At 59.9% G+C, this 22,275-nt stretch carries 23 protein-coding genes; 12 read left to right on the top strand and 11 right to left on the bottom strand.

Annotation, left to right across the window (positions count from 1 at the left end):
• Positions 1–144 precede the first annotated feature (144 nt).
• The 4 genes from NW838_RS09610 to NW838_RS09625 are packed head-to-tail and all read right to left on the bottom strand — an operon-like array spanning position 145 to position 2,342.
• Positions 145–462, bottom strand: a complete 318-nt coding sequence (locus NW838_RS09610; protein WP_011434371.1) for a 2Fe-2S iron-sulfur cluster-binding protein — start codon at positions 460–462, stop codon at positions 145–147.
• Positions 462–719 (bottom strand): DUF1816 domain-containing protein, encoded by a 258-nt coding sequence (locus NW838_RS09615; RefSeq protein ID WP_011434370.1) that lies wholly within the window; start codon positions 717–719, stop codon positions 462–464. The genes NW838_RS09610 and NW838_RS09615 overlap by 1 nt, the downstream gene beginning before the upstream one ends.
• Positions 720–735: 16 nt before the next feature.
• Positions 736–1,878 carry a 23S rRNA (guanosine(2251)-2'-O)-methyltransferase RlmB gene (gene rlmB / locus NW838_RS09620; protein WP_414427939.1) on the bottom strand — a complete coding sequence of 381 codons (1,143 nt, stop codon included), beginning with the start codon at positions 1,876–1,878 and terminating at the stop codon, positions 736–738.
• 32 nt (positions 1,879–1,910) lie between these two features.
• Positions 1,911–2,342 (bottom strand): ribonuclease III domain-containing protein, encoded by a 432-nt coding sequence (locus NW838_RS09625; RefSeq protein WP_414427940.1) that lies wholly within the window; start codon positions 2,340–2,342, stop codon positions 1,911–1,913.
• Between the two features lie 207 nt (positions 2,343–2,549).
• On the opposite strand from NW838_RS09625, the gene NW838_RS09630 reads away from it, so the two are divergent.
• The gene (locus NW838_RS09630; RefSeq protein WP_414357606.1) at positions 2,550–2,750 is read left to right on the top strand and encodes a CsbD family protein; all 201 of its coding nucleotides are present in this window, start codon (positions 2,550–2,552) and stop codon (positions 2,748–2,750) included.
• 6 nt (positions 2,751–2,756) lie between these two features.
• Here NW838_RS09630 and NW838_RS09635 read toward each other — a convergent pair whose 3' ends face one another.
• The 3 genes from NW838_RS09635 to NW838_RS09645 all read right to left on the bottom strand — a co-directional run bounded on the left by NW838_RS09635 (position 2,757) and on the right by NW838_RS09645 (position 4,062).
• Positions 2,757–3,245 carry a photosystem I reaction center protein subunit XI gene (locus tag NW838_RS09635; protein ID WP_414357605.1) on the bottom strand — a complete coding sequence of 163 codons (489 nt, stop codon included), beginning with the start codon at positions 3,243–3,245 and terminating at the stop codon, positions 2,757–2,759.
• A 99-nt stretch (positions 3,246–3,344) separates the two neighbouring features.
• Positions 3,345–3,464 (bottom strand): photosystem I reaction center subunit IX, encoded by a 120-nt coding sequence (locus NW838_RS09640; RefSeq protein ID WP_011434365.1) that lies wholly within the window; start codon positions 3,462–3,464, stop codon positions 3,345–3,347.
• A gap of 52 nt (positions 3,465–3,516) precedes the next feature.
• Positions 3,517–4,062 carry a Photosystem I reaction center subunit III gene (locus NW838_RS09645; RefSeq protein ID WP_414342216.1) on the bottom strand — a complete coding sequence of 182 codons (546 nt, stop codon included), beginning with the start codon at positions 4,060–4,062 and terminating at the stop codon, positions 3,517–3,519.
• A gap of 205 nt (positions 4,063–4,267) precedes the next feature.
• Here NW838_RS09645 and tsaD point away from each other — a divergent pair, with 205 nt between their 5' ends.
• Positions 4,268–5,362, top strand: coding sequence for a tRNA (adenosine(37)-N6)-threonylcarbamoyltransferase complex transferase subunit TsaD (gene tsaD / locus NW838_RS09650; RefSeq protein WP_414357604.1), 1,095 nt, complete (start codon positions 4,268–4,270; stop codon positions 5,360–5,362).
• Here the strand turns inward: tsaD and mnmG are convergent.
• The gene (mnmG, locus tag NW838_RS09655; protein ID WP_414427941.1) at positions 5,326–7,257 is read right to left on the bottom strand and encodes a tRNA uridine-5-carboxymethylaminomethyl(34) synthesis enzyme MnmG; all 1,932 of its coding nucleotides are present in this window, start codon (positions 7,255–7,257) and stop codon (positions 5,326–5,328) included. The genes tsaD and mnmG overlap by 37 nt on opposite strands.
• A gap of 497 nt (positions 7,258–7,754) precedes the next feature.
• Between mnmG and thrC the strand changes: the two genes are divergently transcribed.
• The 6 genes from thrC (at position 7,755) to NW838_RS09685 (ending at position 14,234) form a co-directional block, all read left to right on the top strand.
• Complete coding sequence (thrC, locus tag NW838_RS09660; protein ID WP_414357602.1) at positions 7,755–9,095, top strand: threonine synthase; 1,341 nt, start codon at positions 7,755–7,757, stop codon at positions 9,093–9,095.
• A 104-nt stretch (positions 9,096–9,199) separates the two neighbouring features.
• Positions 9,200–9,721: a fasciclin domain-containing protein gene (locus NW838_RS09665; RefSeq protein ID WP_414427942.1), complete on the top strand. Its 522-nt coding sequence runs from the start codon at positions 9,200–9,202 to the stop codon at positions 9,719–9,721.
• Positions 9,722–9,757: 36 nt separating this feature from the next.
• Positions 9,758–10,033 (top strand): ubiquitin-like small modifier protein 1, encoded by a 276-nt coding sequence (locus NW838_RS09670; RefSeq protein WP_011434358.1) that lies wholly within the window; start codon positions 9,758–9,760, stop codon positions 10,031–10,033.
• A gap of 26 nt (positions 10,034–10,059) precedes the next feature.
• Entirely contained in the window at positions 10,060–10,638 is a 579-nt protein-coding gene (locus NW838_RS09675; protein WP_414357611.1) for a DNA-3-methyladenine glycosylase, read from the top strand.
• Between the two features lie 16 nt (positions 10,639–10,654).
• Positions 10,655–11,962: a peptidase C39 family protein gene (locus NW838_RS09680; RefSeq protein WP_414427943.1), complete on the top strand. Its 1,308-nt coding sequence runs from the start codon at positions 10,655–10,657 to the stop codon at positions 11,960–11,962.
• A 322-nt stretch (positions 11,963–12,284) separates the two neighbouring features.
• A complete protein-coding gene (locus NW838_RS09685; protein ID WP_414427944.1) occupies positions 12,285–14,234 on the top strand; it encodes an NHL repeat-containing protein in 1,950 nt (649 codons plus the stop codon).
• A gap of 46 nt (positions 14,235–14,280) precedes the next feature.
• Here the strand turns inward: NW838_RS09685 and NW838_RS09690 are convergent, their stop codons facing one another.
• The gene (locus tag NW838_RS09690) at positions 14,281–15,426 is read right to left on the bottom strand and encodes an energy transducer TonB (protein ID WP_414427945.1); all 1,146 of its coding nucleotides are present in this window, start codon (positions 15,424–15,426) and stop codon (positions 14,281–14,283) included.
• 269 nt (positions 15,427–15,695) lie between these two features.
• Between NW838_RS09690 and NW838_RS09695 the strand changes: the two genes are divergently transcribed.
• The 3 genes from NW838_RS09695 (at position 15,696) to NW838_RS09705 (ending at position 18,490) form a co-directional block, all read left to right on the top strand.
• Positions 15,696–16,973, top strand: coding sequence for an RNA-guided endonuclease InsQ/TnpB family protein (locus NW838_RS09695; RefSeq protein WP_414358175.1), 1,278 nt, complete (start codon positions 15,696–15,698; stop codon positions 16,971–16,973).
• Positions 16,974–17,113: 140 nt separating this feature from the next.
• Positions 17,114–17,590 (top strand): VOC family protein, encoded by a 477-nt coding sequence (locus tag NW838_RS09700; protein ID WP_414427946.1) that lies wholly within the window; start codon positions 17,114–17,116, stop codon positions 17,588–17,590.
• An 18-nt stretch (positions 17,591–17,608) separates the two neighbouring features.
• Complete coding sequence (locus NW838_RS09705; protein ID WP_414358169.1) at positions 17,609–18,490, top strand: Tab2 family RNA-binding protein; 882 nt, start codon at positions 17,609–17,611, stop codon at positions 18,488–18,490.
• A gap of 436 nt (positions 18,491–18,926) precedes the next feature.
• Here the strand turns inward: NW838_RS09705 and NW838_RS09710 are convergent, their stop codons facing one another.
• Entirely contained in the window at positions 18,927–20,312 is a 1,386-nt protein-coding gene (locus NW838_RS09710) for an FGGY-family carbohydrate kinase (protein ID WP_414408203.1), read from the bottom strand.
• Positions 20,313–20,477: 165 nt separating this feature from the next.
• Positions 20,478–20,963 (bottom strand): 2Fe-2S iron-sulfur cluster-binding protein, encoded by a 486-nt coding sequence (locus NW838_RS09715; RefSeq protein ID WP_414358164.1) that lies wholly within the window; start codon positions 20,961–20,963, stop codon positions 20,478–20,480.
• Between the two features lie 175 nt (positions 20,964–21,138).
• On the opposite strand from NW838_RS09715, the gene ylqF reads away from it, so the two are divergent.
• Positions 21,139–21,990: a ribosome biogenesis GTPase YlqF gene (ylqF, locus tag NW838_RS09720; RefSeq protein ID WP_414427947.1), complete on the top strand. Its 852-nt coding sequence runs from the start codon at positions 21,139–21,141 to the stop codon at positions 21,988–21,990.
• The last annotated feature ends 285 nt before the right edge of the window (positions 21,991–22,275 follow it).

Here is a 22,275-nt window from a genome sequence, read left to right on the forward strand (position 1 = left end):
CATTATTGCTCCGCAACGCTATTGCTCCGCAACGCTGACGCGAAGACGCGACCAAGGTTTTAGTTGTGGGTACAGTGTCCTAGTTTGAATCGAAATGACTACAACACCTACTAACAAGTAGACCTGAACAGAAATCCGGCACGGTTAGGAGCCAAACTGCAAACGGTAAACCTCTTCCTCTTGATCGGTCTCCACCTCCAAATCGGAGGTAGCATAGGCTACACACAGCAGCACAAACCCTTGGGCCTGCAGTTCTGGCCCAATCCCCATTGCCTCTGTCTGAGTCACAGATCCCGACTTCAGCCGCCCCGCACAGGTGGTGCAAACCCCCGCCTGACAAGAGGAAGGTAGCTCTATCCCGTGTTCAAGAGCAGCTTGTAAGACCGTCTGATCCGCAGAGGCAGGGAAGCGGTAGGTTTGGCCGCGGTGATGAAGGGTTACTTGATAAGCCGTAGCAGACATCAGGAACGGGCTCCCGACGGAGTACGGGTCACCGTCAGAGACTGTGGCTGGCGCATTTTCTTCACCAGAGCCTGGATCTTTTTGGCTCCTTCCTTTTGCAGGTCGGCGATGTAGTGGCCTTTGAGCCGCTCCGCCTCAGCTTCATCGGAGAAGGGGCCGTAGTAGTAGGTGCAGTCCTCGGTGGTGATCTCGATCCAGACCGACAGGCCGCGCAGCTTATCCAACAGACTGACCAAAGGGTTGCTCACGGGATCCATCCCCCATTAACAAGTGCTAACGATCATTGGATATTTTCTGCAATCCCCTAGATTCTACTGCTTTTATTGACGATTTGTTGAGGAATGTATCAATCTCGGCACGTTTGAGGTGGTGGGGAGAGCGCTGCCGGTGGATTTCGTAGAGGGCAATGCCGGTGGCCACAGAAGCATTCAAGCTTTCAGTGCGGCCTGCCAAGGGAATGGACAGCAGTTGGTCACAATGGCGTTGTGTGAGCAGGCTAATCCCTTCCCCCTCGGATCCCACTACCAAAGCAATGGGCCGCTGAAAATCGGCGCTATAGATGGGGTCAGCCCCTCGGCTGGTGGTGCCATAAACCCAAAACCCCTGCTCTTTGAGGTATTCCAAAGCCCGATTCAAATTCACCACCCGCGCCACCGGCAAGGTAGAGAGGGCTCCTGCCGCCACCTTCATCACCGTCGAGGTGACTCCTGCTGCCCGCCGCTGGGGGATCACCATCCCTTGCATGCCAAAAGCTTCTACGCTACGGGCAATGGCTCCCAAGTTATGGGGATCCTGGATCCCGTCTAGAACCACCAGCACCGGATTGGGGCCGGCCTGCCGGCTTTTTTCCACCAAATCCTCCAGATCCATGTACTGATAAGGCGTGGCTTGGGCAGCAATACCCTGGTGGTTGGCGCCAGCCGTGAGGGCGTTCAGCCGCTTTGGAGACACTTCGTCGATAACGGTGCCCCGCGCTTTGGCTTCTTCCAACAGAGACAAAAATTGGGGGCTGTAGCGCAACCTCGGCAGGATCCAAACCCGGTTGAGGGTGGCTTGACTTCTCAGGGCGGCCAGTACCGTCTGGCGACCGTAGATGATCTCTTGCTCCAGCTCGGTCTGCGGATCCCGGTCGGCCTGAAGCTGCACTTCTTCCGGCAGAACCCCTGTCCCACCCATGGGAAGGCCGGGATCTCGTTGGCCTGCCGGTTGAGGAGCCACCTTGCCCTGGGGCCACTGCCGCTGTGCGTTGCGGCGGATCGGCTTCACCGGAGCCTCTTGGGTGGCAAGCTTGGGATCCCCGTCTCGGCGTTTGGGCCGCTGTACCCGCTTGCTGACGGATTGCCCTGCCCCTCGCCGCTGCGGTTTGCCCGAGCGAGACAGCCGTGAAGCAGGTTTGCGCTGAGAAGGCTTAGGCATGGGCGTGGAAATGGAAAGACAGAAAGACTATCCTAACCTTCCCACTCGCCTAGGGTCTCAGCCAAAACATCAGTGAGGGCGAGGATATGGCGCAGCCGTTCGGGATTGGCCAGGTAGAGATAGCCCAGAACTGTTTCCAGGCCGCTGGCGTTTTGGTAGTCGGCCAGAGGCAGATGTCGGGGTGGGCGACCGCAGCCATTGCGACCCCAGCGGACAATTTCCTGCTCCTCGGGGCTGAGATGGGGCAACAGGGCCAACAGCAACTTGGCCTGAGCCGAGCCGCGTACCCGCCTCACCACCTGCTGATGATAGCGCTCCAGTCGATCTGGCGGAAATAATCGTTGCCGCCGCACGTGCAGTTCGTAAATGGCGTCTCCCAGGTAGGCCAAGGCTGCGGGCGATAGGCGACGGATCTCGGCTAAGGAGAGCCTTTCAGAAGTGGGTTCGGACAGCAGATCGTTCACAGCAGCTCACGAAAGATAGGCAGAAAAATCTCTAGAACCGCTGTTATCGGCTCATTGCAGAATTCAGTCCATGCTAAGACAAGCTTCCTCTGGTCTGCCAGCCCGACCCACCCTCTTTGCTGCCTTGCAGGTGATTTGGATCACGAGGCCCAAAGAGAAAAGGTGCTATCGAGTAGACAGGGCAAAGCCGGTGAAGGGGCCGATGTTATGAGCCTTGAAAAGCAAGTTGGAGCCACTGCCAAGAATCTGGAGAGCAAAATCCAGGAAATTGTGGGTGAGCTGGCCAGCGATCAGCGTGAAAGGCTGGAAGGCAGGGCCGAGCAAGCGGAAGCAGCCGCCCACCCTGGAGTCGAAGATGCTCGAGAGGCAATCAAAGACGTTGTGGATGATGTGATGGAAGGCCAATAGCCTCAATTAAGACGCAGGAATCAGGAGATCCGCATTTAGCAAAAGCAGGTAGGCGACGATCGCCCCCCCCATGCCCCCTACCAAGAAGCCGGCAGCCAATTCGCTCCAAGATTGGGATCCCCCTACCGGCCCTATGTTGCGCTGCGAAGTGACAGTGCCGTAGAGAGAAAGGGCCGCCGTCAGAATCAAGATCAGGCCACAGGCTCCCAAAAAGCCGCTCAGCAGACCGATGGGCTCGTTGCGCAGCGGCCCCAGCTTGGCAAAGGGGCCGACCAGCCAATAGCCGTGGGCCATACCGATTTCCAAGCCCCGCCAAATGGAACTCAATCCCGGTCGGTTGATGGGCAGCCAGTCGATCAACAGCCGGACAACAGGCGCGTGGTTGATCGGCGTCCAGAGATCCCCAATTTGCGGATCTCCCTCAGGGACGGTGACGTATCTCTTATTCATGTTCAACCTATTCAACGGAGCAGGATCGGCATTGGGTTCGACCATTTCAGCAACTCTGTGTCCAGTTCAAAGGAGGATGGAAAAAAGCCTAAAAAAGCAGGGATCCCGTCGGGCATGGTTGCACTGGGGATCCCTGGCCTACACTCAGAACGTCAAAATGTCGGGGAAGAAGCGATTGATCTCGATGAACAGGGCAAAAACAAAGCTGGAAAACAGGATAAATGCCACCGGAGCAGTGGTGAGAAACTTGGTGAAATCAGCCATAGACGCCTCTCAAAAGTTAAATAAATCGAGTTAGAAAGCCGGGCTCAGCTCCTCAGCGGGGGGAGATGGGCACAGCCGCTTCCGGCTCTCGAATTTCGCCACTGGCAATCTCCTTGAAAGCAGCAGCAGGCCAAGCCAAAGCCGTGAGGAAGCACCGCAGCGCCAGCGGTACATCGATCAGGCTTTCTTTCATTTCGGGGCTATCCTCATCCCGAACCGCGATCAGGTAAGAACGCCCCGCCCAGCCCAGCCAACCGGCAATATACAGGAAGAGCAGGCCGGGGATGAGAAACTCGCCCGCATGGTTCAACCGACCATCTGTAACCAGGTGGGGCAGGCCCTCTTCGCCGCAGAGCAGCTTGCTGTAGCGCTCAAAGCGCTTGCTGGTTTGGGCCAGCTTTTGCTGGTAGACGGGAGCCATAGCAGGGCTGGCGTTGAGGATCTTCTCCTCTAGGCTGCTCAGGCGTTCGTTCATCAGGGCCTGAAAGGCGGGAACTTCGCTGCAAGGTTTCAGACCAATCAAGGGCTCTGCCTGCACAGATTGGGCGAGGCCAAGCGCAATGCAAAGGGCCAAAAGAAGGCTTAAAAAGGTTCGCATAGCAGGATGTGTCCTTGAGGTAGGGGTCTAAGATCTGTCCAAATGCTAAGGGATGCTAAGTGCAGAAACAGGCACTAAACGGTTAGTATCATACTCCTGAGCGCCTCGCCCCGACGGATCCCGGGTTTTAGCTCACACAATTCTTAATTCAAGTATCTCAAGTATCCCAAAGCTCTCCTATCCCTTTTGCCCAGCCTGCTCTCCCATGCCCCGCGTCCTTGCCATCGAAACCAGTTGTGACGAAACGGCTGTGGCTGTGGTGGCGGCGGATGCAGCCTGGCCGGGGTTTGCCCCACGGCAGCTCAGCTCGGTGGTGGCCAGCCAAATCGACCTCCATGCGGCCTACGGGGGCGTGGTGCCGGAGGTGGCCTCACGGCAGCATGTGGAAACTCTGCCCTTTGTGCTAGAGGCTGCTCTGCAGCAGGCCGGATTGGAGGTGGCCGAGGTAGATGCCATTGCCGTAACTTGTGCGCCGGGCCTGGTGGGATCCCTGCTGGTGGGGCTGATGGGGGCCAAGACCTTGGCTTTGCTCCACGACAAGCCCCTGATCGGGGTGCACCATCTGGAGGGCCATCTCTTTAGCGGCTTTTTGGCCGAGCCCGATCTGCGCCCCCCCTGCCTCTGCCTTTTGGTGTCGGGGGGCCACACCAGCTTGATCTGGATGAAGGACTACGGGCAGTACCAGACGGTGGGTCGCACCCGCGACGATGCTGCCGGCGAAGCGTTTGACAAAGTGGCGCGGCTGCTGGGGCTGGGCTATCCGGGGGGACCGCAGATTGACCGCTGGGCTCAGCAGGGGGATCCGCAGCGCTTTCCCCTGCCCGAGGGCAAAGTGGAGCATCCCTACGACACAAGCTTCAGCGGCCTGAAAACGGCGGTGTTGCGCCTAGTCCAGCAGTTGCAGCAGCAAGGCCAGGAGTTGCCCATTGCCGACATTGCCGCCAGCTTCCAGGCCTGTCTGACCCATGTGCTCACCGAAAAGGCAGTGGCCTGCGCCGAGGCGCTGGGCCTCTCGACGCTGCTGCTGACGGGAGGGGTAGCTGCCAATCGGGAGCTGAGGGCCCGCCTCACAGAAGCAGCCCGGCAAAGGGGGTTGCGGGTGGTGATCCCGCCTCTAGCCCTCTGCACCGACAATGCCGCCATGATTGGGGCAGCTGGGCTCTGCCACTGGCTGCGGGGGGAGGTCTCGCCGCTGGAGCTGGGGGTAGCCTCGCGCATGCCCCTAGAAGGGATCCCTTCCCTCTACATGGATGGGGGCGGAGCTCACAGAGAAGAACAGACGGGATCCGCCGCCCTCTGACGTTGCCTCACCTCAAGGTAGATGAGCAGCGCGTTGATGTCGGCGGGGTTGACACCGCCGATGCGGGCCGCCTGGCCCACGGTTAGCGGGCGCACCGCCGAGAGCTTATCCCGCGACTCTTTGGAGAGGGTGGGGATGGAGTGGTAGTCCAGATCGGGGGGCAGAGGGCGGTGGTACTGCTTGCTCACCTGCTCAATTTGGCTCTGCTGCCGCTGGATGTAGCCGCTGTATTTGACGGCAATCTCTGCCGCCTCCTGCTCAAAGGGATCCAGCTCCGCATCCCCCAGCCCCAGTTCCAGGAGATCGGAGTAGTGAATCTGGTTGCGGCGCAAGATCTCGGCCAGGGTGGCGGATCCCTTGATCCCCTGCCCCGTCAGTTGGCTTAGTTGGATCCCGGCGGGGTCTTGGGCCTTCACCCGTTGGCTTTCCAGCCGTTGAATTTCGGCTGCGATACGGGCTTGCTTGGCTTGGAACAGGGCCCAGCGCCGGTCATCGATCAAGCCCCATTCCCGCCCCAGGGGGGTGAGCCGTTGGTCGGCATTGTCGGAGCGCAGGATGAGGCGGTATTCGGAGCGGCTGGTGAGCATGCGGTAGGGCTCCCGCAGTTCTTTGGTGCAGAGATCGTCGATGAGGGTGCCGATGTAGCTGGACTCCCGCGGCAGAATGACCAGAGGTTTGCCCTGAACCAGGCGGGCAGCGTTGATCCCGGCCATCAGCCCCTGAGCTGCCGCCTCTTCGTAGCCGGTGGTGCCGTTGATCTGGCCGGCGCAAAACAGCCCCTGCACTTTTTTGGTCATCAGAGTGGGGTAGAGCTGGGTGGCCGGCAGATAGTCGTATTCCACCGCATAGGCGGGGCGCAGCATGACACACTTTTCCAGACCCGGCAGGGAGCGCAACATCTGGATCTGGATTTTCTCCGGCATGCCGGTGGAGAACCCCTGGATGTAGAGCTCCGGCAGATCCCGCCCTTCCGGCTCAATAAAAATCTGATGGCTTTCCTTGTCGGCAAAGCGGACAATCTTGTCTTCGATGCTGGGGCAGTAGCGGGGCCCTTTGGCCTCCACCCAGCCGCCATAGACAGGGGTTTCGTGGAGATTTTCCCGGATGATGCGGTGGGTCTCTGGGGTGGTGCGGGTCAAGTAGCAATCCATCTGCTCCCGTGGCACCCACACTTCGGGGTCGAAGCTAAACCAGCGCACATCGGGATCCCCCGGTTGCCGCTCCATGACCGAAAAATCCACGCTGCGCCGATCCACGCGGGCGGGGGTGCCGGTTTTCAGCCGGCCCGTTTCAAAGCCCAGTTGGCGCAGGGTGTCGGTCAGCCCTTCCACGGCAAATTCCCCTGCCCGTCCGGCAGCTTGCCAGTGGCGACCAATCCAGATGCGCCCCCCCAAAAACGTGCCGGTGGTCAGGATCACCGCTCGGCAGCCGAAGATGGTGCCAAAGTGGGTGACCACGCCGACAATCTCATCGTTGCGCCCCAGCACCAAATCGGTAACGGTGCCCTCGCGAATCGTCAGGTTGGGCTGGTTTTCCACCACCGAGCGCATCACCCGCGCATATTCCCGTTTGTCGGTTTGTGCCCGCAGCGCCCACACCGCCGGCCCCCGCGAGCGGTTGAGCACCCGCTTCTGTAAATAGGTGCGGTCGGTGATTTTGCCCATCTCGCCGCCGAGGGCATCGATTTCGTGTACCAGTTGCGATTTGGCCGGGCCGCCGACGGCGGGGTTACAGGGTTGCCAGGCGATCTTGTCCAGATTCAATGTCAGCATGAGGGTGTTGCAGCCCAGCCGCGCTGCTGCCAACGCTGCCTCGCAGCCGGAGTGCCCCCCGCCGACCACCACCACATCGTAGTGATCGAGAAAATCAATGCTGTCCCGTCCAACTCTGAGCATAGGGTGGCAATTCCAAAATGAATAGCCGGGATCCCCGGTCTTTTAATTTTCAGGTTATTTCAGCTCGCTTATCCAGCTTAGCGATGGCGGCAACGGATAGGGTTATTTGCGACCGGCCTGAGGCAGGCAGAGCAGTAGGGAAAGTTTTCTGTTGCCCTGGGAAATAAAGTTGGGTAGAGGCTCAGTTCCCAGCCTAAGTCACCTGATTGAAGAGTTGAAGAGACCTCAGGGCGCTGGGATCAGCTCCCCCAAGGCTGCCGATAGCAGGGGATCCCAGAGGAAAGGGCAGAGTCGCCCAAGGGATGTTGCGGCTCATACAAACACCAGACAGCCCGCCTGAGAGAGCCAAGCACCGATTCCATTATCCTCAACCGGATCTAATCCAGACTATTTTAGTCGGGTTTAGTTGACGCGGCAGATTGCGGGTGATAAGATTCCCCCCAACGATAGGTAAGTTCAATCCAGCGCCCACCCTTTCCTTCACCTTGAGGCTGCCCATGTCCCAAACTCTTTCCGAACGCCCGCTCAGCCCTGCCGATTCCCCGTTGGCCTCTGCCTTGCACAGCTCCAAGGTGGGCTTCAGCCGTTTGCGCTGTCGGGAGTGTGGCGCCGAGTATGAGCCGGTCGCCAAGCATGTTTGTGAGCTGTGTTTCGGCCCCCTCGAAGTGGCTTATGACTACGACTGGCTGAAGCGCACGGTTAGCCGTCAGAGCATCCAGGCCGGGCCGCATTCCATCTGGCGCTATCGGCCTTTTCTGCCGGTGACTTCTGAGAAGCCCATTGATGTGGGCACGGGCCTGACCCCTCTGATCAAAGCGGAGCGGCTGGGTCGGCGGCTGGGATTGAAAAATCTTTACATCAAGAACGATGCCGTCAACATGCCCACCCTCAGCTTCAAGGATCGGGTGGTGTCGGTGGCGCTGACCCGTGCCAAGGAGCTGGGCTTTACCACCGTCTCTTGCGCCAGCACGGGCAACTTGGCCAACTCCACGGCTGCCATTGCCGCCCATGCCGGCCTGGACTGCACCATCTTCATCCCGGCGGACTTAGAAGCGGGCAAGGTGCTGGGATCCCTGATTTACAACCCCACCGTTATGGCTGTAGAGGGCAACTACGACCAGGTGAATCGCCTCTGCGCCGAGGTGGCGGATCGCTACGGCTGGGGCTTTGTCAACATCAACCTGCGCCCCTACTACTCAGAAGGCTCCAAAACCCTGGCCTATGAGGTGGCGGAGCAATTGGGTTGGCAACTGCCGGATCAGGTGGTGATCCCATTGGCCTCGGGATCCCTGTACACCAAGGTTTACAAAGGCTTCCAGGAGTTTGTGAAGGTGGGGCTGGTGGCGGATAAGCCGGTCACCTTCCACGGCGCCCAGGCGCAGGGATGTTCGCCCATTGCCCAAGCCTTCCGCGAGGGACGGGATTTTGTCACTCCGGTTAAGCCCAATACCATCGCCAAGTCCATCGCCATCGGCAACCCTGCCGACGGGATCTACGCCCTGGACATTGCCCGCAGAACCGGTGGGCAGATCGCAACGGCCACGGATCCCGAGATCATCGCCGGCATTAAGCTCCTGGCCGAGACCGAAGGCATCTTCACCGAGACTGCCGGCGGCACCACCATTGCCGTGCTCAAACACCTGGCAGAATCCGGTCAAATCGATCCGGAGGCGGTTACAGTAGCCTACATTACCGGCAACGGCCTGAAGACCCAGGAGGCGGTTCAACCCCACGTAGGCCATCCTCTGGTGATCTCGCCCAAGCTGGAGAGCTTTGAACAGGCTTTGGAGCGCGCCCGCACCCTAGAGCGGCTGGACTGGCAAGAGGCATCAGTATGAACTCGGTTTGCAGGGAAGACCCTCTCCACTGCCTCTTAACAGGATCTTAATGAAGAACTGTTAAGATCCCTGGCGTAGACCTATTGGCTCAGGAGCTTTGCACGATGCCTATCTTTCCTTCTGTTCAGCGCCTTGTTCGCCGTTGGATCCCGTTGGCGGCTGTAGTGGCCCCACTTGTCTTTGCTCCTGCGGCCCAGCCTCAAGGGCTAAACACCATTGCCGTTGAGCTGGAAACTTTGCCCAGCAGCTACTCGACGCTGGCGGCAGCTTTGCGGGCGACGGGCCTGAATACGGCGTTGGCAGGGCCGGGGCCGTTCACGGTCTTTGCCCCTTCCGATGTGGCCTTTGGGCAACTGCCGCCGGGTACAGTGGAGACGCTGTTGCAGCCGGCCAACCGGGCTCAGCTCACCCGCATTCTCACGTATCATGTGGTGCCGGGGCGGATTACCTCGTTTGATTTGCAACCGGGCCAGTCGGCTACTCTCACCACCTTGGCAGGGCTGCCGCTGCAGGTGCAGGTGGGATCCGATGGCAGCATCCGGGTCAACGGGGCTAACGTGAACCTGGCGGATATTCCCGTTTCCAACGGCGTGATTCACGGCATCGATGGGGTGCTGCTACCCTAGTTTTTTGATGTTGGTTAATGGACGAGGCATTGGGCTATGGCAGTCAAGGTGCTGATTCCCAACACGCTGCGGGCGCTCACCCAGGATCAGGGGGTGGTGAATTGCGAGGGATCCACCATCCGCGAATTGTTGGATGCTTTGGAACAACGCTGTCCGGGGATTAAGGCGCGGCTGTGCGATGAGAAGGGGGAATTGCGCCGCTTCGTCAACTTTTATGTGAACAGCGAAGACATTCGCTTCCTCAAGGGATGTGACACCCCTCTGCAAGATGGGGATGAGGTGAGCATCGTCCCTGCCGTTGCTGGGGGCTGAGGGCTGCCAAGCCTGCCGTGGACGCTGTGGAGTGGTTGAGCCAGCCGGCCCCGCTGGTGGCACCTGCCTTGCTGGGCATGGTTCTGGTGCGGCAATTTGCCGATGGGCTGCAGGTGCGGGCCCAGATCGTAGAGACGGAGGCCTACACGGCTGGGGATCCGGCCTGCCATGCCTACCGCCGCAAGACCCAACGCAACCAGGTCATGTTTGGCCCGCCAGGGCATCTCTACATCTATCGCATCTACGGCCTCTACCACTGTCTAAATATCGTTACCGAGCCAGAAGGGATCCCGGCGGCGGTTCTGATCCGGGCAGCTCAGTTGGATCGCCTGCCAGACTGGATCCCGGCCAACAAACAGAACAAGCCGGCGCGGGTGGCCGCAGGGCCGGGCCTGCTCTGTCAAGCCCTGCGCATCGATGGATCCCACAACGGTTGGCGGCTGGGGCAGGTGGATGTCGACCAAGAAGGCTTTTGGCTAGAGGGATCCCCCTCTTGGCAAACGCAGTTGCCTATTGTCCAGACCACCCGCATCGGTATCACTCAGGGGGCTGAGATCCCGTGGCGCTGGTACATTGGTGGACATCCGGCGGTGTCGCGCTATTAGTGGGGGCAGGCGGACAATGCTCGCAGAAGGCACGGGCTATCGGCAAGGGCTGTCTGGGTTGGTCAGCGGGGTTGTGCTGCTCTTGCTCGGGTTGCCCACGTTGGCCCAGCCTGTCCCAACTTCTCCAGGACTCTTGACGATGCAAGCCCAGACCCACTCCACCTATCGCACCGGGTTTCAGCGCTGGCGGGCAGGAGAAGCTCAGGGGTTTCAGCACTGGTCAACCCAAGGGATCCGCCTGAACGCCCGAGGGCAATTGGTCTTGGATCCAGAGGGTTTGCGGCAAGAAGTCAGCCTTGAAGAGCCTGAGGTGGCGCTAAGGACTCCGTCCCGCTTACGCGATCGGGGGCGCCCTTTCTATCCCCTTGGCCCCTACTGGGTGGGAGAAGCCACCAGCCCAGCAGTCCCCACCAGCTTCCCTATGGTCGGGGCAATCGCTTCCTGGAATGCCACCACGCCCCCCGGCACCTGGCTGGAACTGTGGATCCGGGCGAAGCTTTCAGACCGCTGGACAAAGTGGTATCACGGCGGGGTATGGGCTGCAGATCCCATGACTCTGGCCAGCCACTCGGTGCGGGGACAAGGGGATGAGGATGGCAACCTGTACACGGATCTGCTGGTGCTCAACGATACGCTCAACGGGGCTGAAGCCTTCCAGGTCAGGGTGCGCCTGTTCACCCAAGACCCTGGCCGTTCTGCCTTTGTGGATCAGGTGGCGGTTGCCATTTCCAACGAGCCGGTCAAGCCCAGCCGCCTATCCCCTGGGGATCCCAGCCGCTGGGGCAAAGTCTTGGATCTGCCTTTGTGCTCCCAGATGGTGTACCCCGATGGGGGAGAAGTCTGGTGTAGCCCCACCTCCCTGGCCATGGTGCTGGCCTACTGGCAGCAGGATCCCCGCCCCTGTGAGGTGTTGGTGCGCGCAGCAGTGGCCGGTGTGTATGACCGGGTTTACCAGGGCCATGGCAACTGGGCTTTCAACGTCGCCCATGCTGCCGAGCAAGGTTTGTCCGGCGTGGTGGCGCGGCTGGAGAGCTTGGCCCAAGCAGAAGCCTGGATCGCGGCAGGGGTTCCGGTGGTCCTCAGCTATGCCTGGGGCGAGGGAGAACTGGAAGGGGCGCCGATCCCCAAAAGCAAGGGTCATTTGGCGGTGCTGGTGGGATTTGATAGCCACGGGGATCCCATCGTCCACGATCCGGCGGCCAAAACCAACGAAGAGGTTCGCCGTACCTACCGCCGCGAACAGCTAGAGTCGTTGTGGCTGGAGCACTCCGGGGGTACCGTCTACTTGATTCATCCGCGAGAGTGGCCTGTCCCCACTCTATAGCCGAACCGGGCGAACGCGGGCAGCATCGACTTACAGCGCTACCGCTATGGCCTGGATGATTTCCTGGCCGCTGAAACTGCTATCTGGTCTTTCGGTGGGGATTTGAGTAAGGATAGATGGAGTGAGGAGTGCGACTCACCTGCGGGTGAGGATGGTTGGTCATGAATAGGAATGCGGTTCAGGGGCCAAGGCATTGGTCGAGGTGGCTCCTGCGGCAGAGAGGGTGCTGGGCAATTCTCGCCGGTTTGTACGCTGATGAAGGTAAGCGTGGGGGTTTGGGTTTCCGCCATTTCCCAGTTTGTGGGAGGGGATGAGCTGCATCATGCCACGACGGGTTTCCCTGAGACCGCTATCTTGGCCTGCGCTGAGTGCCTTGGTGCTGGCTCTCTCGGGCTGTGGCGAGTTTCCTTCTTCTAGTCTGTCTCCCAGCGTTCTTCCCCCTGCGGCCCTACAGCCGGTTTTAACTCCAACTCCTCTCCCTCCCTCCCCGCTTTCTCTGACTTTCGAGCAAGCCCGCCAGTCCGGCTTGTCGGTGCCCAGCAACCGCATCGTTCTGCTGCTCCAGGAACAGGGATCCGATCTGGTGGCCCAGCTACCGGCCTCAGAGGTGGATCGCTGGCTGGCTCGCACTCCCACCTGGCCGGGGGTGGAAGGGATCGACCTGAGCATTACCCTGGGCACCTATCGCCAAACCGCCACTGCCCCTCTGCGCCCGGGGCAACCGGCCACTTTCACCTTCACCAATCCTCCCGCCGGGGAAGCGGAGCTCAGCGCCATCGCCTATCGGGGATCCACCACTCTGGCGCAGGGGAAGGGATCCCTGACCCTTTCTGCCCGCTCTGGGAGTTCTGGCAGTGTCAATCGTCCTCCCCAAGACACAGAGCGCCAGCGCCGCCTTTCTATGTTGGTGCTCTCTGAGGTGGGGGTACCGCTGCTGCACACCAGCTCGGCAGCGCCCACCCTTGGCCAGCCGTTGCTGCTCTCAGGGGAAAATTTGGAGCGGGTGGAAACAGTTCTCTTTGCTGCAGCAGCCAATCCCGAGCGCATCCTGAGGGGGGAAATTCGCTCCCGCAGCGGTGACCGTTTGGTGGTGATGCCGCCTTCTTCTCTTTCCGGCTCAGTTTGGGTTGCTGTTGCGGATGCTTCCGGGCAAGGGTTGGGCACTCTGGTCTACGATTGGCCTGCCGCTACTCCTTCCCCCAGCCCCTCTCCCACCCCCACTGCTCCGGCAGCATCGGCCTGGGTGGTGGAAACTTTGCTGGATGGCCGCACCTCGCCCGCGGCAGATCCTGTCGGCAACGCCCCTGATAACACCGGCACCGAGTCCAGGATCTACCTGCAGCAAATCAGCGGCATTGCTGTGGATCCTGAAGGAGCCTTCTATTTAGCCGATAGAGCCCAGCACCGCATCTTCCGGCTGTCTCCAGAGGGGGAATTGGAAGTTTGGGCCGGCACAGGCCAAGCAGGCCGCCGCGACGGAGCAGCCAATCAAGCTCAGTTTGACTCCCCACAGGGGCTGCTCTGGGATCCCAAGGGGGGATTGTGGGTGGCCGACAGCGGCAACCATTGCCTGCGCTATATCAACCTGCAACGGCAGGTGAGCACCTTTGCCGGCACTTGTATAGCCGGATACCGAGATGGGGAGCTTGACCGGGCTCAGTTCCGTGAGCCATCGGGGCTGGCTTTGGGTTCAGATGGCAGCCTCTACGTTGCCGACCGCGCCAATCGCCGCATCCGCCGCATCACCCCTGCCGGTGAGGTGACCACCGTTGCCGGCACGGGCCAGCCGGGATTCGCCGACGGCCCAGCAGAACAGGCCCAGCTCCTGCAGCCCACGGCTCTGGCGGTGGATAAGGAGGGGAACCTCTGGATTGCCGATGGACATCGCCTGCGCCGGCTCTCTGCTGGCGGACGAGTGACCACCCTCTCCGGGGCAGAGCCAGGCTATCGGGATGGCCCCCTGGCAGAGGCCCGTTTTCAAACCCTGGGGGGGCTGGCCTTCGATGCGGCAGGCAACCTCTGGGTGGCCGACCGAGATAACCATCGCATTCGTCGTCTTCAGCCTGGGGGACAAGTTTCCACCTTGGCCGGACAGAATCAGCCCGGCTGGCAGGATGGCCCCACCTCGGTGGCCCGGTTCGATCAACCTGCCGGCTTGGCAGTCTTACCGGATGGCAGTGTGGTGGTGGTGGATGCCGGCTTGCCGGGCTTGCGTCGCATAAGCCGCGTTGCCTCTGGGCCCGCCACCCCAACTCCTGTGGGATCCCTGTAGGCTCTTGCCAGGCCGCCGTCTTTTGGGTTTCGCAGGGATCCCCTCCTCAGTTGGCGGATCCCCCTACAGTCAACTGGCCCAGCACGTTGATATCAAAGGTGAAATTAATCGTCACCGAGTTGCCCTCATAAGCCTCAGGCAGGGGCAGGAAGGGGGCTGCCCTCTGGATAGCCGTCAGCGCCGCATCATCGGTTTGTTGGCTGCCAGACGTGCGCCCCAGGCGAATGCTCTGCAGATCGCCAGCTCGACCCACCGTAAAAATCACCACCGTGCGACGCGAGGTGCCGGTCTGTCCAGGGATCCAATTTTGCTCCACTTTCCGCTGCAAAGCGGCCAGCCAGGGGCCCCAATCCACATCGGCCCGCGCTGCCACACTGGGGGGATTGGGAGCGGATTGGGTGGGGTTGGCCAATCCACTAGCTCCACTGCCCTGGATCCCGGCTCCATTGCTGGGAGCAGAGGCACTGACCGGAGGCCCCAACTGGGAAGAGTCAGAGGGCCGCTGGGCGGGAAGAACCTCTGTCACCGGTTGCGGAGCGGGCGGAACGGGAGCCAATTGGCTGGGATCCGAAACCCGCTCGCTTGGCTGTATGGGCAAGGGCTCCGCAGTCGGCGGGGGAGTGGGCCTTGGGGAGGGAGCAGCCGCCACAGGCGGTGGAGTTTGGGTCGGAGTAGGTCTGGGGACAGGCGTGGGAGGGGGCGGTGCCGCAGTCGGGGTCGCGGTGGGCTGAGGGGGAGCGGGGGTTGGGGTAGGTGTGGGCGTGGGTGGAGGGGTTGGAGTTGGGGTTGCCAGAGCAACTGTAGCCGGGGCAGGTGGTGGTGGAACAGGGGCAGGCTGCTGTGGTGGCGGTGGTTGGGGTCTTGGCGGCGGCGGCGGAGGGGCCTCCTGGGGAGGGGCGGCCTGAGATTGAGGTGGACTGCCTTGAGACGGAGGGGCTTCTACCCGCTCACCCCCATCGCGGGAATCGACTTCTGAAACCAGCTCCGCTTCCTCTGGGGGCTGTAGATCTTCTGGATCCAGAAGGATAAACTCGATGGCCTCCTGTTCCGGCTCGCGAATGAGCCAAAGCCGCCCCAAGTGGAGCAATCCCAGCAGCACCAGCACATGCAGCAGCAGCGATAGCGCCACCATCCAAAAAAAGTTGCGAGATTCATCCTCGCGGCGGCGCTGCTCAATCCAGATGCTGGTCATGGCCAAGATCGCCCTCTTGCGTCTTCAACGCTCTCAACACACCGAGTTGTCTGTTGCAGACTCGGCCACGCGGGTAACACACTAGCTAGTGTTATAGCATCCGAGCAGTTGGCACTCCTGCGCAAAGGCGTACAGTCTATCTCGGGCTTGAGAAGGGATCCCACCTTGTAGCTTTAACTTTCGAGGGGTGCGGGGAGCTACATGGACTCCCCGCATTTGAATGCCAGCCAGCGTTTACCACTCGGACTGACCCGGGGTAGAGTATAACCATGCTGACGATAAGCTACACTTACCGCATCTATCCCAATGCCACACAGCAGGCTGAACTGCTGGAGTGGCTGGAAACCTGCAGGGGCGTCTATAACTATGCCCTGCGGCAACTCAAAGACTGGATTGCCGCCCGTCGGTGTCCTATAGACCGCTGCTCCTTGGAAAAGGAATACATCATCCCTGCCGACGAGCCCTTTCCCTCTTATCACCGTCAGCAAAACGACCTGCCTAAAGCAAAGAAACAATTTCCGCATTTGGCTAAGGTACACTCTCAGGTTCTGCAAACCACGCTTCGTAGGCTGCACGATACTTGGGAGGCGTTTCGGAAGCGGGGGTATGGCTTTCCTCGTTTCAAGAAGAAAGGTCAATTCAAGTCCTTCGTGTTTCCCCAATTCAAGAGCAACCCTATTGCAGGTCAGACCATCCGGCTACCCAAGATAGGGAAAGTGGCTATCCACCTGCATCGTCCTATCCCGGAGGGGTTTACGGTGAAGCAGGTGAGGGTATTGTCCAAGGTGCGAGGAACACAGTGGTATGTCGTCGTAACCCTAGAATCGAGTATATCGGTTCCTGATATCCCGGTTCAGGGGCGGGCAATTGGCATTGACCTGGGATTGGAACGATTCTTGACGGTTTCGGACGGCAGTTTTTTCGAGCGCCCTAAGTTTTTTAGGTCGCTGCAAAGCAAGCTGAAAGTGCTGCAACGCAGAGCGGCCCGCAAACAGAAGGGGTCTCGGAACTGGGAAAAGGCACAGCTCAAAGTTGCCAGAGCGCACCATCGTATTGCGAACCGCCGTCGAGATTTCCATTTCAAGGTTGCTCACCGGTTGTGCGACCAAGGGCAGAGCATCTTTGCCGAAGACCTCAACGCTAAACGTTTAGCCCGAGGAATGTTGGGCAAGGATTGTGTCGATGCCGCCTTTGGGCAGTTTTTGTCTCTGTTGGCGTGGGTGTGCTGGAAACGAGGGGTGTACTTTGCCCAGGTTGACCCCAACGGTACCAGCCAAACTTGTCCAAGGTGCCTTGCTACGGTTAGCAAAGCACTGAGCATCAGAGAGCATCATTGCCCTGAGTGTGGGTATCGAACGCATCGCGACCATGGGTCGGCAGAGATGATTCTGCGTCGTGGACTGGAAAGGTGTAGTACCCAGGGACTCTGGGGAACGGAAACCGCCTGCCAAGTCGGTCTGCCGGGGGTTTTGAACCTAGGTCAGTGGCGTGGGGCAGGAATGCCTAATCGTGAGGTTAGGAAGCCCGCGCTCCGCCCGCTAGGGTGAGCGTCGGGAGGATGTCACAATTGCCTACCTTAGATGAAGAGCAGGGATCCCACTGGCCAAGGGGAAAAGCCGCATGTCCTGAGGTGCCGGTTTGAAGTTGGCTGGTGGGGCACTTTTGGCAGCTTTCTAGGAGAACGTTGATGGAGACTATCCGCTTTCATCTGGCCTTTCCGGTTGCCGATATTGCCTTGGCCAAAGCCTACTACGGCGATGGCTTGGGCTGTGAAATCGGTCGAGAAACCCCTGCTGCCGTCATCTTTAACCTGTATGGCCATCAACTGGTGGCCCACCTCACCCACGAAGAGCTGACGCCCCAGCGGGGCATCTACCCTCGTCATTTTGGCCTGATCTTCCCTACCCAAGGGGATTGGCAGGCGCTGGCCGACCGTGCCTTGGCGCGGGCCTTGCCCTTTTATCAGGAGCCGCGTTGGCGCTTTGTTGACACCCCTTTGGAACACGGCACCTTCTTTTTGCAGGATCCCTTCTACAACCTGCTGGAGTTTAAGTACTACCGCCACGCTTCCGCCATTTTTGGGGAGCGGGAGTTGGCCTTGGTCGGGGACAGTGCTTCCCACCGCTCACGCGAACGATCCCCGGCCCGCTCAAGTGGCACGTAGCGCGATAGGAGGGATCCTTTGGCCACTCAACCCCTGCGTTCTGGCCCTGCGCGCTGCCCTATCTGGCAGATGGATTTCAACGCCGTCCCCCTGCGGGATGAGCAGAACCGACGGGTTTGGGAGCTGTTGGTGTGCGATCCCACCGGCCAGTTTCGCCAAGCGCAGTATTGCAGCAACCAAGAGGTGAACAGCACCTGGGTGGCACGACAGTTGCGGAGCTACCTGGAAGCTGCCCCACAGCCTCCCTCGGCCATTCGTGTGTTTCGAGCCCGCATGAGTTCCATCCTGCAACGGGCCTGCGATGCGGTTGGGATCCCGATGCTGCCCAGTCGTCGCGTTTACACCCTCAAAGCCTGGATGCGAGAACGGGCAGAGCGGGTTTACCCCCAAGAGACTCAGTTCACCTACAGCCCCGAACCTCCTGTGGATCCCGATCCGCCGGATCCTATCCGTCTGCCGGACAAGTTGCAGGGAGAACGCTGGGCTTTCGTTACCTTGCGAGCTGAGGATCTGCGGGAAGCCGACGCTTGGCCAATGGAATTTGGCGAGCTTTTTCCGGTTGCCTGGGACACTTTGACGCCCGACCCATTCGCGCCAGCGGTACGGAGCACCCTCATTCCCGGCTTGGTGATCGCCTCCCAGCGGGCTTTACCGATGGCGGCCTGGATGAGCGGTATGGAGCCCGCTTACTTGAGTGTGGCAGACGGACGGCTCCTGTTCGAGGCAGGCCTCAACGATTGCTACCTATTTGCGCAACTGAGAGATGAAAAACTGCGAACAGAGGCAGAAGTCTTTGCCCAGCGCCAGCAGCAGGCCCAAGGGATCCACTTTCTCGCCATTCAAACCGATTTCAAGGCCCAGTCCTTCGCCGGCTTCTGGCTGATGCAACATCCCCTATGAACTATGAATATCAGTCGTTTGCAAGAGCAGAGTGCAGCCCGAACAACTGGGGAGATCATCATCGCTGTCTCAGAGGGAAAAACCTACAGTCATTCAAGGAGGAATGAGACTGTTCCGCTGCATGGCTTCCTGGCTCCTCTCTCCCTTTCCTAGGGATGGTCGCGGAAGCGGCGTGAAGCGTTTGGACGGCACCGCGGAGCAGTTGAGAAGTGCCTTGATCTATAGTCTTTCAGCTTAGGGTGAGACGCCCGAGCTACGGAGAAAAGCTTCCTGACCTCGTGCATGATTGCTCCGCAACGCTGATGCGACGATGCGACGACGCAGCCCATGTTTTAGGTGGGCGTAGTGTCCTAGTTTGGATCGAAATGACTGTTGAAATGACCGTAGCAAGAACCCCAGCGCTACGGGGAAGCAAGCTGGTGGGGCAGGGAGCATGTCAAAGCAGGTTGCTCAGGCGGCTGTGAAAGGCTGAGTAGATCTCTGCGTAAGACTTCGCCCATTCTGGATCTGGTTGAACATAGCGTTCCACCTGCACCAATCGATCGGCAGCCTGTTGGACAGAGCAGCACCAATAGGCAGAAGCAGCCAAGATGGCTGCCCCCACAGCCGGCTCTGGGTGTTTCACCACGGCCAAGGGACGGGCAAGGATACTGGCGCGCAGGCGCAACCAAAGAGGGCTTTTGCTGCCTCCGCCGGTGGTGAACATCGGACTCTGTTCTGACACCGGGATCCCTTGAGCCGCCAACGTTTCCAGCCCCAGCCGCTCGACCATGGCTACCCCCTCTAACAACGCAGCATAAAAACGGGGGGATCCCTCTTCTGCCTCCGGCAAGAACCCGGCAAACCGGGGATCGACAATGGGAAAACGTTCTCCCGGCTGACAAAGGGGATAGCTGACCAGCCCAGTGGGCAGATAAGCCTGGGCTTGCTGATCCAGCACTTGCAAGTTGCCGCCAGGGAAGTAATGGGGCAAAACTCCGCCTCCACAAAAGGAAGCCGCTCCCGGCCACCAAACCGTTCGTTCGCGACAGTGGTGTGGAGCACAGTCCGGGTGCAAATGGGAATAGATGCTTGGGGTTTGTATGGGATCCGGACTGTTGGCCTTGAAAATGAGGGTTGTGCCCAAGCTGGTGGAAACCTGACCTAAGCGGGTGGCCCCTGCTGCCAATTGCCCGGCACAGCCATCCGTGATCCCTGCCGCGATCAGCACTTCCGGCCCCAATCCCCAGTCTGCTCGCACCGTTCCCAAAACCGTTCCCGGCGACACCACCTCGGGGAAATGCTTAGGATCAAGGCCCTGCCGCGCCAACCACTCCTGAGGCCAGGTGTAGGTCTCCAGGTCAAAGCCACTTTTGAGGGCGTGGGTGTGATCGGTAACCAGCTTGCGCCCCCCCAGTTGGCTCAGCAAAAAGTCCGCCGGATGGGCCAGGTAGCTGTCTCGATACTGATCAGGATGGGCTTCCGCCCACCACAGCCAACGGCTGAGACCCCAACTGGCAGGGATCCCCAATTGCTTGGCCTGAGCCTGGCCCCGTGGGTCAGAATACAGCCACGCCTGTTCCAACGGCATGCCTCGACCATCCACCGGCAGAATGGTGCCGGAAGTGCTGCACGCACTCAGAGCGGCAATGGAATACCGATCCCCCAGTTGCGCGGTTAGTTGTCCCAGAAGGGCTTTCAGGGTTCGCAACCAGCGGCCTGGATTGGTCTCTGGGGGATCCCACCGGCGCTCGCTTTTGGCCACCACCTCTCCTTGTTCTGAGAGGGCCACCACCCGCATCCCAGAAGTGCCCAGATCGATCCCAAGAAACACAGGGGGCATAGGGGTACTCATCTCATCATCAGCTCATCATTAGGAAGGAAAATGCCTTGTCATGATGGAGTGCCCAAGGCCCAAGAATGCTCTCTGTATAGATGGGGTGGCCAAGTGGCTCAAACTGGCCTAAAGGATGGGAAAGGACTCCGGCCCGCTGTCGCGATCACAATTTCAAAACTCCTGGCTGCTCCGAGCCAACGCTTCTTGGATATCCAGATCCAGCCCTTTCACCGATTCCAGCACCGAGCGGGTGATCAGCTTACCCTCCTGCACCAAAATGGCGCCGGTTACAGGGTGCAAAAGCGGCTGTTCGGCCCGCCGACCGATCAACGCCTCGATATCCTGAAAAGCATTGATGTACATCCCGGCAGGCAATTCCACCACCACCCCTTCCCCCAGCACGCGCGCTTGGCAGGCCAGGCGGGAGTTGGGCTTGCAGGTGGTGATCGCCTCCAGGGTGCGCTGCTCCCGCTTGCTCACCGGAGACAAAGACTCCATCCCTTCCTTAACGTACACATGGCAGGTGGCACAGAGGCCGCGCCCGCCGCACTCTTTCAACACATTCAGCTCTTCCTGCAACAGTACCGAGAGCAAATTGCTGTTGGTGGCGATTTCAGACACTTGGGCAATGGGATCCAACCGCACGCGCTTGACCATAACCTTCCCTCTGTTACACGCCTTAACATTAGCTTGTCCATGAAATAAAGATCCCAGCCGCGTCCACATTGTATTATTGGCTACCTCGGTGGGCAGGTTGAGCCTCTTTTGGGGAATCGGGCTAGATTGGATCCCACTGCTGATTTCTGCTGTCCACTTCTAGGATTCTGGCGGCATGAGTTCTCCGGCCATCCAGTGGTATCCCGGCCACATTGCCAAGGCGATCGGCCAGTTGCGGGAAGAGTTGCAGCGAGTGGATGCGGTCATCGAGGTGTTGGATGCGCGGATCCCTTCGGCCAGCCGTCATCCTGAGCTGGGCCGGTGGCTGGGGGAAAAACCTCGTCTTTTGGCTCTGAACAGGGTGGACTGCATTGAGGCCAGGGATCTGAAAGCTTGGCAGGAGTATTTTTTACGGCAAGGGATCCCTGTCTATCCCACCAATGGCCGCTCAGGAGAAGGGGTGAATCGCCTCAAGCAGGCGGTCTTGCACTTGGGGCAATCGGTCAACACGCGGCGTCAACAGCGGGGCATGCGACCGCGGGCCGTTCGGGCGGTGGTGGTGGGCTTTCCCAATGTGGGCAAATCTGCTCTGCTGAATCGGCTTTTGGGGCGGCGGGCAGCCGAGAGCGCAGCACGTCCTGGAGTGACGCGGCAACTGCGGTGGGTGCGGCTGGGGGGAGAGTTGGATCTGTTGGACTCGCCGGGCATCCTACCGCCCTCTCTGCCGGATCAACAGGCGGCTTCTCTGTTGGCCATCTGCGATGACATCGGCGAAGCGGCCTACGATCCCGAACGGGTGGCGGCCTACTTTTTGGATCACGTGCTGAGGGTGCAGCCCCAAGCCCGATCTCTCCTACAAAGGCGCTACGGTTGGCCGGATCCGATCCCTCCCGGTGGTGCTGCAGTGCAGGAGTTGGCCGAGCGGCGGTATCAAGGGGATCCTCAACGGGCAGCACGGCAAGTTCTCAACGACTACCGCAAGGGCTTGCTGGGGCCGCTGGCCTTGGAACTTCCTCCCAATGCGTGAGCCCCCTACAAGAAAGTCACGTTGTTGCTATGGGCAGGGGAACCGCAACGCTGTCGCGATAGGCCGCTGTGGGAACTTGCTCACCTCAATGTGCAGGCGCTCCAGTAGGGGAATAGCAGCGGGCATAGAAAAAGCTTGGGCCGAAGTAAGCCGAGGGCAAATAGCGGATCCCCCACAAGCGCTAGGTAATGATACGCTGTTTAGCAGGTTAGATCCGGATCGGAGCCATTGCAATGCTGAAATGCACCACTCGCCACGTCCACATTTTTGCCGGTGAAGTTACTG

The sequence above is a fragment of the Synechococcus sp. R55.2 genome (genome assembly GCF_047462075.1).
Classification (GTDB): Bacteria; Cyanobacteriota; Cyanobacteriia; order Thermostichales; family Thermostichaceae; genus Thermostichus.

Coding starts and splice junctions, on each gene's coding strand:
- NW838_RS09610 (WP_011434371.1), bottom strand. CDS start 462: ATGTCTGCTACGGCTTATCAAGTAACCCTTCATCACCGCGGCCAAACC.
- NW838_RS09615 (WP_011434370.1), bottom strand. CDS start 719: ATGGATCCCGTGAGCAACCCTTTGGTCAGTCTGTTGGATAAGCTGCGC.
- rlmB (WP_414427939.1), bottom strand. CDS start 1,878: ATGCCTAAGCCTTCTCAGCGCAAACCTGCTTCACGGCTGTCTCGCTCG.
- NW838_RS09630 (WP_414357606.1), top strand. CDS start 2,550: ATGAGCCTTGAAAAGCAAGTTGGAGCCACTGCCAAGAATCTGGAGAGC.
- NW838_RS09635 (WP_414357605.1), bottom strand. CDS start 3,245: ATGGTCGAACCCAATGCCGATCCTGCTCCGTTGAATAGGTTGAACATG.
- NW838_RS09640 (WP_011434365.1), bottom strand. CDS start 3,464: ATGGCTGATTTCACCAAGTTTCTCACCACTGCTCCGGTGGCATTTATC.
- NW838_RS09645 (WP_414342216.1), bottom strand. CDS start 4,062: ATGCGAACCTTTTTAAGCCTTCTTTTGGCCCTTTGCATTGCGCTTGGC.
- tsaD (WP_414357604.1), top strand. CDS start 4,268: ATGCCCCGCGTCCTTGCCATCGAAACCAGTTGTGACGAAACGGCTGTG.
- mnmG (WP_414427941.1), bottom strand. CDS start 7,257: ATGCTCAGAGTTGGACGGGACAGCATTGATTTTCTCGATCACTACGAT.
- thrC (WP_414357602.1), top strand. CDS start 7,755: ATGTCCCAAACTCTTTCCGAACGCCCGCTCAGCCCTGCCGATTCCCCG.
- NW838_RS09665 (WP_414427942.1), top strand. CDS start 9,200: ATGCCTATCTTTCCTTCTGTTCAGCGCCTTGTTCGCCGTTGGATCCCG.
- NW838_RS09670 (WP_011434358.1), top strand. CDS start 9,758: ATGGCAGTCAAGGTGCTGATTCCCAACACGCTGCGGGCGCTCACCCAG.
- NW838_RS09680 (WP_414427943.1), top strand. CDS start 10,655: ATGCTCGCAGAAGGCACGGGCTATCGGCAAGGGCTGTCTGGGTTGGTC.
- NW838_RS09685 (WP_414427944.1), top strand. CDS start 12,285: ATGCCACGACGGGTTTCCCTGAGACCGCTATCTTGGCCTGCGCTGAGT.
- NW838_RS09690 (WP_414427945.1), bottom strand. CDS start 15,426: ATGACCAGCATCTGGATTGAGCAGCGCCGCCGCGAGGATGAATCTCGC.
- NW838_RS09695 (WP_414358175.1), top strand. CDS start 15,696: ATGCTGACGATAAGCTACACTTACCGCATCTATCCCAATGCCACACAG.
- NW838_RS09700 (WP_414427946.1), top strand. CDS start 17,114: ATGGAGACTATCCGCTTTCATCTGGCCTTTCCGGTTGCCGATATTGCC.
- NW838_RS09710 (WP_414408203.1), bottom strand. CDS start 20,312: ATGCCCCCTGTGTTTCTTGGGATCGATCTGGGCACTTCTGGGATGCGG.
- NW838_RS09715 (WP_414358164.1), bottom strand. CDS start 20,963: ATGGTCAAGCGCGTGCGGTTGGATCCCATTGCCCAAGTGTCTGAAATC.
- ylqF (WP_414427947.1), top strand. CDS start 21,139: ATGAGTTCTCCGGCCATCCAGTGGTATCCCGGCCACATTGCCAAGGCG.